The organism is Ancylobacter crimeensis (assembly GCF_023016805.1).
Classification (GTDB): Bacteria; Pseudomonadota; Alphaproteobacteria; order Rhizobiales; family Xanthobacteraceae; genus Ancylobacter; species Ancylobacter crimeensis.
The window spans coordinates 39,597-52,400 of record NZ_JALKCH010000012.1 but is presented as its reverse complement, the minus strand read 5'-3'; the positions used below and the strand labels follow the sequence as shown (position 1 = coordinate 52,400).

Below are 12,804 nucleotides of genomic sequence, written 5' to 3'. Positions count from 1 at the left end.
CTCGTCACTTGATACTCGTTAGTGGGTAGGCTTCGCTTCGGTTACCGCCAGCGGGAAGGCGAGAGTGAAATATCCCGCCGTTCCCTCCAGTCGGTTCACCGCGCCGAATTCGCGATAGACCTTGATCCGGGCGGACACCGGCGTCTGCCCGACCTCGAAATTATAGGCGATGGTGCCACCGAGCGCAGTCACTCGTCCTTCATAGGGGCCAAGCCGCGCGCCGGGCCCGCTGTCGCCGGTAATCTGGTCGTAATGATAGCCGACGAGGCCGATCGAGAGCTGCTTGGTCAGCGCCTTGGTCGCGGCCCACTCGACATGGAACTCGGTGCCGGTGGTGTAGTTCGTCACGTCGTTGGTGCCGTTGAAGGTGAGGCCGGCGACGGCGGAGAGCTCAAGCCCGCTCGCCGCATCGAGCCAGGTCACCGCGCCCGAGATGTCGCCGGCCCAGCGGTGGAAGGCAAGGTTGGCGATCTCGCCCTCGCGATAGTCGCCGACTGGGACATTCAGCAGGCCGGTGATGTTCCAGTGCCAGTTGCCGGAGTGCCAGCCGAGTGCGGCGGAGAGCACGGGATCGCCGAACGCCAAGGCATCATCCGTCACCCGCCGCTCGACGGGGGCGAAATTGGCCGGCGACACCAGTATGTCGGCCGAAACGTCCGGCCGGCCGAACGGCACGATTAAGCCGAGCGCCAGATTGCCGCCGAGAATCTCCTGCGGCAAGACCCAACTGCCCGTCACGAAGTCGGCCCAGATAGTGGCGTCGACGTCGGCGGTGATCTGCCCCCCTGCAGGAAAGCGCTTATTACCGCCCGACGAGCCGCTGTAAAAATAGACGTCGTTCTGTAAGTAGACGCCGGGTGGCGGGATATAGCCAGCCATCGGCCCGCGTCCGCCGAGCAGGTAGAAGCCTATACCATTCTCAGCGGCAATTGCGGGTGCGATGCCGGCGCCCGAGAGCGTCGCGCCGGCGACGGCAATTCTCAGAGACTGATTGAGAAGTCTCCTGGCGCTGACAAAACGGGCCGTCATGGCCGGGCTTGTCCCGGCCATCCAGGTCTTTCTGTCATGCCCAGGCGGCGACAAAAACGTGGATCCCCGGGACAAACCCAGGGATGATGACGCTCCCGGACTTTCCGCTCCGGCTCTCAGGGTCAAACTAGCTGTTCCCGGCATAGGATCCCCAGCCTCCATGCCGACGGACGAGGACGCCCGCCGGCCGATATGTGCGCCACGTCAGTTCGGCGCGCCGGCTTTGGCGGCGTTCGCCTTGATCTTCTCCTCGATGTCCCGGCTGATCTGGTCGATGGTGAAGCTCGCCGATTCCTGGCTCGGCGGATACTCCAGAAAGGTCTCGAGAAATGCGCCAGCGCCCATCGATGCCTTGAATAGCAGATAGCCGTTTTTCGTCCCCCAGTCGTAATACTGGTCGGAGACGACGTCGGCCCGCTCGAATGGATCCATGCGCAGGTTGAACAGCTTTGGCACGCGATAGCAAGTGAGCGGCTCCATCCACACCTCGAAACCGCCCGGCTTTTTCTGCTCGCAAAACACGGCCTTCCAGTCGTCGAAGCGATAGGCGACGAGGTCGCCGCCGTCGTCGAAATAAACAAAGCTGTTGCGCGCGCTCTTGGGCTGTTGGCCGGTCAGGTAGGGAAGCTGGTTGTAGCCGTCGAGATGCACCTTGAACGTTTTGCTGCCGATCGGCGTGCCCTGCAGCAGCTTGTCCTTGATGTCCGGGTCGCCCGCTGCCGCCACAAGGGTCGGGAACCAGTCGAGGCCGGAGACCATCTCATTCGAAACCTCACCGGCCTTGACGTGTCCCGGCCAGCGGATCATCGCCGGCACGCGGAAGGCGCCTTCCCAGTTGGTATCCTTCTCCGAGCGGAACGGCGTCGTCGCCGCATCCGGCCACGACCATTGGTTGGGGCCGTTGTCGGTGGTGTAGATGACGATGGTGTTATCGGTGACGCCGAGTTCGTCGAGCTTTGCCAGCAGCTTCCCAACGTCGCCGTCATGCTCGATCATGCCGTCGGCATAGTCGTTGCCGGGCATGCCGCTCTGCCCCTGCATCGAGGGCCTGATATGGGTGAAGGCGTGCATGCGCGTCGTGTTCATCCAGGTGAAGAACGGCTTGCCTGCTTTGACCTGTCGTTCGATGAAATCCATCGCCGCTGCCGTCGTCTCGTCATCGATGGTCTCCATGCGCTTGGCGGTCAGCGGCCCAGTATCGTCTATCTTGCCGTCAGCCGAGGTCTTGAGGACGCCGCGCGGATTATAGGCCTTGATGAAGGCGGGATCGCCCTTGGGCCAATAAGGGCGCTCCGGCTCCTCCTCGGCATTGAGGTGGTAGAGATTGCCGAAAAACTCGTCGAAACCGTGCTCGGTCGGCAGATATTCGTCGCGATCGCCTAGATGATTCTTGCCGAATTGGCCGGTAGCATAACCGAGCGGCTTCAGGACCTGGGCGATCGTCACGTCGCGGTCCTGCAACCCGACCGTAGCGCCCGGCACGCCCACCTTGCACAGTCCGGTGCGCTTGCAGACCTGTCCGGTGATGAAGGTGGAACGTCCGGCAGTGCAGCTGTTCTCACCATAATAGTCGGTGAAGCGCACGCCTTCGCGGGCGATGCGGTCGATGTTCGGCGTTTTGTAGCCGACGATGCCGTCGCCATAGGCGCTGATATTGGTGAGGCCGACATCGTCGCCGAAGATAACGAGAATGTTCGGCTTCGCCGTCTGCGGTGGTGTGGCGGGCGCCTGCGCGGAGGCGACGCTGAATCCACCACACAGTCCCGCAGTAATGATGGCTGCCGAGGCGAGAAGTCTTTTGATCCGCATTCAACCCTCCCTGACCGTCAGAACGAAACGACGTAGTTCATGATCGCTTCCTGCCGCAGAACCACCTGGCGGATGATGTGGGTGGCGGCGACGTGGTCGGTGTAGATGGCGGCAGTGCCGGCGCTGCCAGCGGGCAGGCTTGCTGCCACCGTGGCGTCATCGAGTTTGACGCGGACGACGAAGGGCGACGTCTCTATCTCCTTTGGAGCCACGGCACTGCCGGATGGAGCAGCCTGCCCGCTCGCCACGGCCTGGAGCACCGTTTCCACCGTGCCGGTGACGATTTCGCCCGGAAGATATTTGAAAGCAATCTCCACCTTCTGGCCTGGTCTGATATAGCGTGCGTAGATCTGAGGAATCTCGGCAACCGTCACTGTCTCGGACGTGTCGATGAACGCCATCGCCGGAGTCAGTGAGAGGTTGGATACGCGGGCGCCCTTTCGGAGCGCGACATTGGTGACATAACCATCCGCTGGTGCGCGCACCGTGGTCTTGTCAAGATTCCATTGCGCGCTTTTGACCTGCGCTTTCAATTGTTCCACTTCGGCCTGACGCTGCTCGACATTGAACTCCGGGGTCGCCTGTCGGCGCGCGAGCTGTGTCATCTCGGCGAGCCGTGTCTCGGCAAGCGAGAGTTGTGCATTCAGCGTCTCAAGCTGAGCACGATAGGGTGTGTCGTCGATGCGGAAGAGAACGTCGCCCGCCTTGAGCGATGTATTGGGTGCCACTGGCACCTCGATCACCTCGCCGGCGACATCGGGCACGATGGCGACGGATTGCCTACCGATGATAGCAGCCCCTGCCGGTGCGCCCCAACCCATTGGAATGAACAGACCAATGAGCAGGAGCAATAGAATGAAGAGCGGGGAGATCTTCCAGAATAGATTGCCCGGTATGACCTTCAGCCATATCAGCGCCACGAGGATGGCAATGTAGCTGTTGAGCAGGAAGACGATCACGAGCGCGCCTCCGGCTTTGCCGCGGACCTGACTGGCGCGTCGACATAGGCCCAGATGAAAGCGAGCGGCCACAGCACCAATCCGAAGATCAGCGTCACCCAGCCTGCGACGGAGACCGCCTGTGCCCACGGATGCCCACGCCGGCGCGCGACGTACCCGGGGGCGAGTCCCATTACGATGAAAATCGCCACGCCCGATCCGATCGCGACAATGAGGACGAAGATGGCGAAGATGTCGATCAAGGACATAGTTTATGGCCTCCGCATTTCCGGGACGGCGATGCCCAGAACGGTAACATCGCTCGAGATCGAAACAGCGGCGTCTCCGCATTGGATCGTTGAATTCGTGGTTGGCGGACCCGCTCCCTGCCAGGTCCCACGCCGTCCAGACCGCCGCTGGGGCGGCAGGAGGCGCCACCAAGCGAACATATCCCTTCCGGCAGGGCGGACGGTGACGATGGGATGTGGTCGCCAATGTTGGCCGGAAGCAAGCACGTTCGTGAAACAGGCCGATCCACGGCCAAGCTGTCTGATCCGCCTACCGCTATCGGGCAGTGCAATGCAAAAATACGTTGCGGCAGCTCACTCATTTCAGCCACGGCCATTACACGGTCGGACCAATATGATGTATTAGTTTTGGTTTCCTATCAGCAGAATGTCCCAAAATTCGTGGTTCTGTTCCATTACGATCGCCTGCCCTTTTCGTGGACATGAGAGAGTGCCAAGCGGTACTATCTGCACCGCAAAAAATTGAAGATGTTGCAGCCCGATTATGGACGTGAAGCCGACGAGGGGGTCTGCCTTTGGCAGGCGCGAAACTTCAGATCGAGTGTGACGGCCGCATGGGACAAAAATATCCGATCAAGCCATCCAACAGTTCGGGCATGCCGAACCGGGAGAGCGCGGACCTCCCAATCTTGCGCTTCTCGACGCAGGGACACGGACCTCGCGACCAGTTTGACCGATGGCGTGAAACATTGGAGACGATCGTCGACGCAAGGCTGCCGCCGGAAGTGAAACCATCGGACGGATACAAGGCGGAAATCACGGCCGTCCATTTTGGCAATCTGATCTTCTCGGCGGAAAGCTTTGATGCCGTCGAGTACGAACTGACTGCCCGTGAAGCCCGCCGCGGCAAGGTCGATCACTGGTTGGTCACGCTCAACAAGCGCGGACGGTTCGTGAGCCGGATGGGCGACGATACGATGGAAAGCTCGCCGGGTACGATCGGTGTTCGCTCCCTGACGCGGCCGTTCAAGGGCTACGCTTCCACCGTCGACATGATCTTTCTTTATATCCCGCGCGATCTGCACCCAAGTCTCTCGGCATCCCTCGACGCTTTGAACAACACGGCTATGTCGGGCGGAATGCAGGTCTTGTTGCGCGAATTCCTGCTTCTCCTCGAACGACAGATACTGAACCTTGCGACCGACGAACTGCCGCGCGTCGCTCGCGCCCTGGATGCGATGCTGACGGCCTGTCTGGTTGCCTCGCCCGACGCACTCGCCGAGGCAAAGCCCGAACTGATGGCGACGTTACGGGGACGCGCTCGACGACATATCCGCGAGCACATCCGTTCGCCCACCCTCTCGCCGGACGAATTGTCCCGGGTTCTCGGGATTTCGCGGACTCAACTCTACCGCCTATTCGACGGAGAAGGCGGGATCGCGAGGCAAATCCGCGTCCAGCGTCTTCTCCTTGCGCGCGCTGCCCTCCTCGATCCATCGAACCTCCGGCCCATCTATCAGATAGCGCAGGAGTTCGGGTTCGGCTCGCAAACCGAGTTCGGACGGTCCTTCCGGCAGCATTTCGGGTGCACACCGATGGATGCTCGACGCTCGTCCGAAGCAGTTATCTCATCTGTCTCTTGCTCGCCTACGCAGAGCTTCACAGATTGGATGTTGAATCTGGGACGATAATTCAGAGTGCCTCATCCATATCGACGAAATAAAGTAATTTACTTCGATTCCGATGCAAAGTCGCCCTGTCTCCCAGCCTCATTCTATCGAGGCATCGTGCGAAGAGGAGAGCAGCATTACCCAACGCAACAAGCTCCGTGCCGCGGCCGTCTTCGGGATCGACATCGGCAAGAACACCTTCCCATCGTCGGGCTGGACGACACCGGGGCGCCGATCCAGCGCGCTACGTTCGGCGGGAGGCCCTGCTGCAGTTCTTCGAGCGCGCAGCGCAAACCGTGGTCGGGATGGAAGCCTGGCCCGGCTCTCAGGGCTCGCCTGCAAATTGAAGGCGTTGGGCCACACGGTGCACATCGTCCCGGCTAAGTTCGTGAAGAAGATCGTCTCAACGAATTTCCGCACCAACATGGACATCATTGACGTTGCCAAGGCGGTGGAGGGCCAGAAGGCGACCATCGCCTGCTTACCACTGTCGACCGGCTCGCACGATCCGTCGCGTTCGCGTGGCGTGGCCTACACGCCCGATAACCGCTTCGCTGCGATCACCGGCGCGCCGCCCAAGGCCGGCCAAAACTCCAGCATAGTGTGGATCATCGATCTTCAGGACAAAAAGGTCGCCGGTCGCGTGACCCAGATCGGCTCGGAGAGCTACATGATCGGCTATTTCAGCGCGCCTTAAGCAGCTTGGCGGATCCACGACGAAAAACCGCCTGCCCTCGCAAGGGGCAGTTCGTTTTGGATGGGTAGCTCTACCAGTGTGCTGGTTTTGGCAGATGAGACGCCCCCGCGGCGAGGCCATCGCTGAACACGGAAAAGTTGAACGCCGCTTCCACCATCAAACGGACGGATCACGCCGTCCGATTTCGCATTTCAGGAGGATCGATTGAATCCAGCGGCACACAGCGCTATGTTCTGATCCATGAGCGCGCAGACCAAACCCGTCGTGAAAGATGTTCCTGCGATCGAGGAGGCTGTTGTTCGTGCGCGGCCGATGCTTGATGCTGAGGCGTTCGCCAGGCGCGTGCTCAAGCGCTGGCCCAAGGTGATGGCGAAGCTCGGCGAATAATCCGTGCCAGGCCCTTTCTTCGTCACAGCCGCCGACGTCATTACCCTCAATCAGATCTTCGTTGAAACCACGGGCGAGCCCTTTCACATTCGCGATCGCGGTCTGCTCGAATCTGCGCTCGCCGTTCCGATCAACTGCGTTGCCTATAACGAGACCACGCATCTCGACCAGCTCGCTCTACACCTGGCACTTGACCTGAGACCCTTTTCTCCTCCGTTCTGAGGGAGAGTCCTGGGTTTCATTTCTGGCCTCAGGCGGCCTGTTTTTCCAGCGTTGATTTGAGGGCGAACTCGGCGGGCGTCATGTTGCCGAGGGCCGAGTGAGGTCTTTGGCGGTTGTAGTCCTCCTTCCATGAAGTGATGGCGCTGCGCGCCTCGACGAGCGTCGAGAACAGCGTGTCGTTGAGGCACTCGTCCCGGAAGCGTCCGTTGAAGCTCTCGACGAAGGCATTCTGCGTCGGCTTACCGGGAGCGATGTGGTGCCATTCGACGCCGGTCTCCTGGCACCAGCGCAGGATCGCCATCGAGGTGAACTCGGTGCCGTTGTCGGACACGATCGTCTCCGGCCGGCCACGCAGCCGAATGACATCATCCAGCTCGCGAGCCACGCGCAGGCCCGAGAGCGAGGTGTCGGCGACGAGCGCGAGGCACTCGCGCGTGTAATCGTCGACGATGGCGAGCACCCTGAAGCGGCGACCGTCCGTGATCGTGTCGGAGAGAAAATCGAGGCTCCAGCGCGCATTGGCGCGATCAGGCACGAGCATGGGCCTGCGCGTGCCCAGTGCCCGTTTGCGGCCGCCGCGCCGGCGCACCTGCAACTTCTCCTCGCGATAGAGCCGCCGCAGCTTCTTCTGGTTCATCACCATGCCCTGGCGGTCCAGCATGATGTGGATCCTGCGATAGCCGAACCGCCGGCGCTCTCCTGCCATGGCCTTCATCGCCTCGCGCAACAGGGCATCGTCCGGCCGGGCGCTCGTGTAGCGCACCGTCGAGCGGTCGATCGTCAAGGCCAGGCACGCCCGACGCTGGCTCACCGCATGCACCGTGCAGGCATGAGCCACCGCCTTCCGCTTCGCATCGGGCGTCACCATTTTTTTGCGGCGACATCCTTCAGGATCGCGTTGTCGAGCATCTGCTCGGCCAGCAGCTTCTTGAGGCGGGCGTTCTCATCCTCGAGGGTCTTCAGCCGGCGCGCATCCGACACGTCCATTCCGCCATACTTCGCCTTGAACTTGTAGAAGGTCGCCGAGGAGATGCCGTGCTTGCGGCAGACGTCTGCCGTCGCAGCTCCAGCCTCCTGCTCCTTCAGCATCCCGATGATCTGCTCTTCCGTGAACCGTGAGGGGCGCATCGTCCGTCTCCGTGAGTGACGGACTCTACTCAAATCTGGAGGAAGATCAGGGTCTCAGGTCACACTCGCCATTGCGCGCAATCATCCCTTCACGCAGGGTAACAAAAGCACCGCCTGGGGCGCCATGCTGCTGTTCTGGAAGCTGAACGGTCTCGAACTCGCCAATCAGGATCATCCCTATTACGCTGAGGTGTTCATAGGGGTGGTCACTGGCGAGGTTGATTCCGAGGCACTGCTCAGCCAGCTCATTCTGGTGGAGAGCCGGGACTGACACGCCTGCCGCGTTCCATGCGCTGATCTAGACACCAAACGCCCACAGCACCGCCGGAATGAGGTCGAGACCAGGCCTCTCCGGCGGTGTTTTCGTTCAGGTCCACTCCTCGATGATAGAAAACACCGATGTTTCCATAGAAGCGCTCTATGCAACATAGCGGTGTTTGAGTACCGTATCTGTCAACATGGGCGTCAACATAGCGGTGTTTAAGCACCACTAACGAGCCGAAACCAGCCGGAGCAGACCCTTCGGCATCAACATGACATAACCAGAACGGAGTTAATTCAACCTACCTAATTACCGATATGTTGACGTATGTTGACGTATGTTGACAAAAACAGCCCCAAAAAGTGTTTTTTGAAAAATCGTCAACATGAGACGGATTGGAATACCGTCACAACCGTGATCGAGACAAAGCGACATAGAAGCGCGCACAGCGTCGTTTCACGCTCACATGCTCACAGATAGCTCTAGATAGATGGACGACGCTCACAGCTCACCCCTGTCGATCTGACACTCACGCCACAAACGATTGAGAACGCACAAACCAGTCAGCGAGAGCGAGCGACCTGTCAGAGAGACGCACAGCGATCGTATGAGAGAACCTCTCGAGACCGGAGACGCGAGAGCGCGAGATGGTGTGATGGATGCGAGGTGAGAGGTGTGTGTGAACAGATGACGGTGAGAGCGACACCTTCGGCTTAGAGAGCCATACATGCAGGTGAGACGGTAGATAGACGAGACCGTAGATAGATGACGGTGCCGCGCCCTCGGAACGCCTACACAGCCCTCGCAGTCATGGCCTCTCTGGACATTCACCTCGCCCGGCAAAGTCCATCATGAACCGGAACAGGGGAACGGCTCGCTTCGGTCCTGCGCCTCTTCAGGCCCATGGAACCGGATCGTCGGCGCGTCCTATGTCCGCATCCTGCGCCGGAACCTCAACCAAGAACCCTTGAAACCAGAGGATTTCCCGAGACCGGAACCGAAACCTCTCGTCCGAGACCAGAACCTGTTCCTCATGAGAAAACGGGCACGCCTTCACCGCCGGAGAGTGTGCGATCCCGATCCGTCTCTCGTTAAATATAGATACTCTTTCTTTCTTAGTTTCTTTCTTAATTTAACGAGAGACGGACTTCCTCCAGGGACGGGAACGGACGCGGACAAGGTACGGGTACGGATTCTGGATGAGGATCTCTCCGGCGATGGAAGAGGATCCGGTTCGGGGAACGGACGCGGATGAGGCGTGAGGATCTGGATGAGGATCTGCCCATGGTTCTCTCGTGGTTCACTCCCATGGAACTCTCCGGTCTCGTGCGGCGCGTCCGCATCCATGGGTCTCCGAGACGCCCCGTGGTCTCCCATGGCTCTCCGCAAGAACACATCTTCATGGTGACGGCTACGGGTTCGGTTTCTGGTGCCGGATCCCGGCTTAGTCCCAGATTGGACGGTAAAACGATAATAACAAACCTGAAAACGGCCGTTACGAGCCTGATTTCATCCATGCGTGAGCTGTCGTAATCTCTAAACATCAACGAAACGTTGATCGCGAAACACAAGCGCAACGCATAGGAACAGACAATGAACAACGAAGTTCTCTCCGCCTCCGACCTGCTCGCGATCGAAGACACGATCGCCGCCCTCGAGACCGAGATCGCGACCCTTCCGGTCCAACCGGAGAGCGAGACCGAGGTCCAGGTCCAGAGCGAGACCCGGAACGCCGCGAAGAAGCCGCGCCGCAAGACCACCGAGGCGAAGACCGCGGTACCCGTCGAGAGCGACGAGAGCGAGACGACCACCGAGGCGCTGCCCACCCTGCCCGTCCATGTGCCCGGTGACCTGAAGGAGATGATGGGCAACGCCAATCCCTCGCTGATCGCCGCCAAGATCACCGACACCGCCTACGCCCTCGAGACCCGCGCCGCCTTCGAGAAGGCGAAGAACCCCGCCAACGAGAAGATGCAGGCCAATCTCGCCTCCTACCGCAAGCGCATGACCAGCGAGATCGCCGCGCGGGTCATGATCGCCACCGACGTCGATCCCGAATTCGTCAATCGCGAGATCAGCACGGGCAGCCGCTTCAACGTCTACCCGTTGTCGATTTGGATGCTCAGGATCGGGCTCACGCCAGCCGGTTGCGGAATAGCCACGCGGCGAGCGGAAGTGTGATCGCGGCGACGGCGAGCAGCGGCACGAAATTGAAGGCGACATCCGCAAACGTCGCGCCTTCGAGGTAGACCCGGCGCACGAGGTCGACGCCGAAGCGCAGCGGATTGACATAGGTGACGACCTGCAGGATTGCGGGCATGTTGCGCACGGGTGTCAGCAGACCGGACATCCGCCCTGACATGCGCAGAATGACTGCGAGATGACTCTTGGCCGTAATGTCACCGTCATAGGCGGCCGAAACCGCTTCCAGCAGCTTGTCCCAGACCCCCGCGGCCCTCCAGCGCACGAAACGGTTGTAGAGGGTTGTGCGCGGTCCATAGCGCTCCGGCACATCCCGCCACGGCGCACCGGTGCGGAACCGCCAGAGGATGCCGTTGATCACCCGGCGGTCATCCACCCGCGCCACCCCGCGCACCTTGTTCGGCAGTAGCGGCGCGATAATCGCCCATTCCTCGTCAGTCAGCTCGTGGCGGCGCATCTGTTCGGCTCCCAGTTCGCGGAGCTTGAATCACGACACGCTCAGGCCCCCAAATTTATGGGGCCACTGCCTAGACGATCGTGTTGCGAATGCCGTTGGCCGACTTGCCCCGTGCGGGCAGTGTCGGCTTGCCCACTGCTTATGGGCAGCGAGACGCGCACACCAAATCGAAGTCCTAGAAGAACGGCGATGGGTGATGGGAATGCCTTTGCTGCCCCGGACGATCCGGGAGCGGATCCTCCGCCATCGGGACTCCATACCTGTAATCGGAAGCGGATATCCGGCGCTGACTGGAAGCCAGCACCGAACCACGGTGATCCGGTCCGTTTACACGGAGAATGCCCCTGATCGCCGTGGTCTGGACGCGGGACGAGCGACCAAGTCGGACTACGACCGCTTGGCTGCGGATCTCGCCGCAATCGGGCGGCCGAGGAGGGTAGCGAGGAACTGGACGAGGTGGTCGACGCGGACGACGTCATTTGATCGCCCACCCTACCCCGGGGGAGCCGGTGCTGTCCGTCGTTGCTATGACCAGTTTCGCGAGAAAGTTATAGCTCGCCGGCTTGGTCTCTCTGTGCTATGACCATATTGGTGGAAATGGTCACAACACGATGAAGCTGCTCGATCACAGCTACCGTACGCTCTACTCGGAACTCGCGCAGCGCACGCTGGACGCGCAGTTCTCGTCCGAGTTTTCCATCGAAGGCCGCTTTGTCAGCATGGAAAGCCGGAGCCGGCGCTACTGGTACTTTGATCTGGCGAAACCGGGAGGAGGCAAGCAGAGACGCTATGTCGGCCCCGTCGACGACCCTGAGATCAGTGCGCGGGTGGAGCACTTTGCCGATCTGAAGGCCGATCATCGCGCCCGTCGCAAGCTGGTCTCGACCCTCATCCGCGAGGCCTATCTGCCACGGCCCGATCCGCTTGCCGGCGATATCATCCAGGCTCTCGCAACGGCAGGGTTCTTCCGGCTGCGCGGGGTGCTGGTCGGAACCGTGGCGTTCCAATGCTACGCTGCTGTTCTCGGGGTGCGGCTGCCCAATACGGCGCTACAGACGGGCGATACCGACTTTGCCCAATTCCATTCGATCTCCGTTGCCGTCGAGGACGCAATGCCTCCGGTGCTGGATGTGCTTCGGGCAGTCGACGCGACATTTCGGGAAATCCCTCATCCGGCCGACGGTCGCGCTTCGACCCAGTTCGCGACCCGCTCTGGCTACAAGGTCGAGTTCCTGACGCCCAACACCGGTTCTGCCGAGTATGACGGGCGGCCTGCCGCCATGCCCGCTCTCGGTGGTGCAGCCGCGCAGCCGCTGCGCTTCCTCGACTTCTTGATCTACCAGCCGGTGCGCGCCGTCCTTCTGCATGGTTCCGGCGTGCCTATTCTCGTCCCTGCTCCCGAGCGGTTCGCCATCCACAAACTGATCGTCAGTGTGCGGCGGCGGACCGACAATGACGGTACGGCCAAGAGTGACAAGGACCGAGACCAAGCGGTCACCTTGATGGTCGCCATGATCGAGACCCGTCAAAGCGAAGCCCTCGCCGAGGCTTATATGGAGGCTTGGGATCGTGGCCCGGCGTGGCGCGACGCCATCGGTGCCAGCCTTCGGGCTTTGAGCGAGGATGCGCGCGCCCAGCTGATTGCCCCTCTCGCGGCTGCTATTCGTGCGCTCGGCGCCGATCCGGTAAGCTATGATCTGCCTGTTTGATACCGTAACTATGTCCGGGATATCGACACCGAGCTTCTGGAGCTGA

At 60.9% G+C, this 12,804-nt stretch carries 12 protein-coding genes and 1 pseudogene; 7 read left to right on the top strand and 6 right to left on the bottom strand.

Translation table 11 applies throughout. The features are described 5' to 3' along the window. Positions 1-18: 18 nt before the first annotated feature. The 4 genes from MWN34_RS16675 to MWN34_RS16660 all read right to left on the bottom strand — a co-directional run bounded on the left by MWN34_RS16675 (position 19) and on the right by MWN34_RS16660 (position 4,045). Positions 19-1,029, bottom strand: coding sequence for a SphA family protein (locus MWN34_RS16675; protein ID WP_247030444.1), 1,011 nt, complete (start codon positions 1,027-1,029; stop codon positions 19-21). Positions 1,030-1,233: 204 nt separating this feature from the next. Next, positions 1,234-2,838, bottom strand: coding sequence for an arylsulfatase (locus MWN34_RS16670; RefSeq protein ID WP_247030443.1), 1,605 nt, complete (start codon positions 2,836-2,838; stop codon positions 1,234-1,236). 17 nt (positions 2,839-2,855) lie between these two features. After that, positions 2,856-3,797, bottom strand: coding sequence for an HlyD family secretion protein (locus MWN34_RS16665; RefSeq protein WP_247030442.1), 942 nt, complete (start codon positions 3,795-3,797; stop codon positions 2,856-2,858). Then, complete coding sequence (locus MWN34_RS16660) at positions 3,794-4,045, bottom strand: DUF3302 domain-containing protein (protein WP_247030441.1); 252 nt, start codon at positions 4,043-4,045, stop codon at positions 3,794-3,796. The genes MWN34_RS16665 and MWN34_RS16660 overlap by 4 nt, the downstream gene beginning before the upstream one ends. Positions 4,046-4,599: 554 nt before the next feature. Here MWN34_RS16660 and MWN34_RS16655 point away from each other — a divergent pair. From MWN34_RS16655 to MWN34_RS16640, 4 genes are all read left to right on the top strand, one after another. Continuing rightward, positions 4,600-5,715, top strand: coding sequence for a helix-turn-helix domain-containing protein (locus MWN34_RS16655; RefSeq protein WP_247030440.1), 1,116 nt, complete (start codon positions 4,600-4,602; stop codon positions 5,713-5,715). Positions 5,716-6,082: 367 nt separating this feature from the next. Then, positions 6,083-6,391, top strand: coding sequence for a hypothetical protein (locus MWN34_RS16650; RefSeq protein WP_247030439.1), 309 nt, complete (start codon positions 6,083-6,085; stop codon positions 6,389-6,391). Between the two features lie 240 nt (positions 6,392-6,631). Next, on the top strand, positions 6,632-6,778 hold the full coding sequence (locus tag MWN34_RS16645) for a hypothetical protein (protein ID WP_247030438.1): 147 nt from the start codon (positions 6,632-6,634) through the stop codon (positions 6,776-6,778). A 3-nt stretch (positions 6,779-6,781) separates the two neighbouring features. Beyond that, the gene (locus MWN34_RS16640) at positions 6,782-7,000 is read left to right on the top strand and encodes a hypothetical protein (protein WP_247030437.1); all 219 of its coding nucleotides are present in this window, start codon (positions 6,782-6,784) and stop codon (positions 6,998-7,000) included. Positions 7,001-7,028: 28 nt separating this feature from the next. On the opposite strand, the gene MWN34_RS16635 is transcribed toward MWN34_RS16640, so the two are convergent. Next, positions 7,029-8,128 (bottom strand): IS3 family transposase gene (locus tag MWN34_RS16635; protein WP_425532136.1). Its coding sequence is split into 2 segments (ribosomal slippage): positions 7,029-7,879 and positions 7,879-8,128, totalling 1,101 coding nucleotides; the frame shifts between segments, so codons are not numbered across the junction. A 124-nt stretch (positions 8,129-8,252) separates the two neighbouring features. On the opposite strand from MWN34_RS16635, the gene MWN34_RS16630 reads away from it, so the two are divergent. Then, positions 8,253-8,399, top strand: a complete 147-nt coding sequence (locus tag MWN34_RS16630) for a hypothetical protein (protein ID WP_247030435.1) — start codon at positions 8,253-8,255, stop codon at positions 8,397-8,399. A 1,584-nt stretch (positions 8,400-9,983) separates the two neighbouring features. Next, positions 9,984-10,571: a hypothetical protein gene (locus MWN34_RS16625; RefSeq protein WP_247030434.1), complete on the top strand. Its 588-nt coding sequence runs from the start codon at positions 9,984-9,986 to the stop codon at positions 10,569-10,571. A 214-nt stretch (positions 10,572-10,785) separates the two neighbouring features. Here the strand turns inward: MWN34_RS16625 and MWN34_RS16620 are convergent. Then, positions 10,786-11,049: pseudogene (locus MWN34_RS16620) on the bottom strand (IS5 family transposase); the annotation flags it as partial. Positions 11,050-11,660: 611 nt separating this feature from the next. Here MWN34_RS16620 and MWN34_RS16615 point away from each other — a divergent pair. After that, entirely contained in the window at positions 11,661-12,758 is a 1,098-nt protein-coding gene (locus MWN34_RS16615; RefSeq protein ID WP_247030433.1) for a nucleotidyltransferase family protein, read from the top strand. Positions 12,759-12,804 lie beyond the last annotated feature (46 nt).

Bases quoted from the DNA above. Each gene is read 5' to 3' on its own strand.
- MWN34_RS16675 (WP_247030444.1), bottom strand. From the start codon at position 1,029: ATGACGGCCCGTTTTGTCAGCGCCAGGAGACTTCTCAATCAGTCTCTG.
- MWN34_RS16670 (WP_247030443.1), bottom strand. From the start codon at position 2,838: ATGCGGATCAAAAGACTTCTCGCCTCGGCAGCCATCATTACTGCGGGA.
- MWN34_RS16660 (WP_247030441.1), bottom strand. From the start codon at position 4,045: ATGTCCTTGATCGACATCTTCGCCATCTTCGTCCTCATTGTCGCGATC.
- MWN34_RS16645 (WP_247030438.1), top strand. From the start codon at position 6,632: ATGAGCGCGCAGACCAAACCCGTCGTGAAAGATGTTCCTGCGATCGAG.
- MWN34_RS16630 (WP_247030435.1), top strand. From the start codon at position 8,253: ATGCTGCTGTTCTGGAAGCTGAACGGTCTCGAACTCGCCAATCAGGAT.
- MWN34_RS16625 (WP_247030434.1), top strand. From the start codon at position 9,984: ATGAACAACGAAGTTCTCTCCGCCTCCGACCTGCTCGCGATCGAAGAC.
- MWN34_RS16615 (WP_247030433.1), top strand. From the start codon at position 11,661: ATGAAGCTGCTCGATCACAGCTACCGTACGCTCTACTCGGAACTCGCG.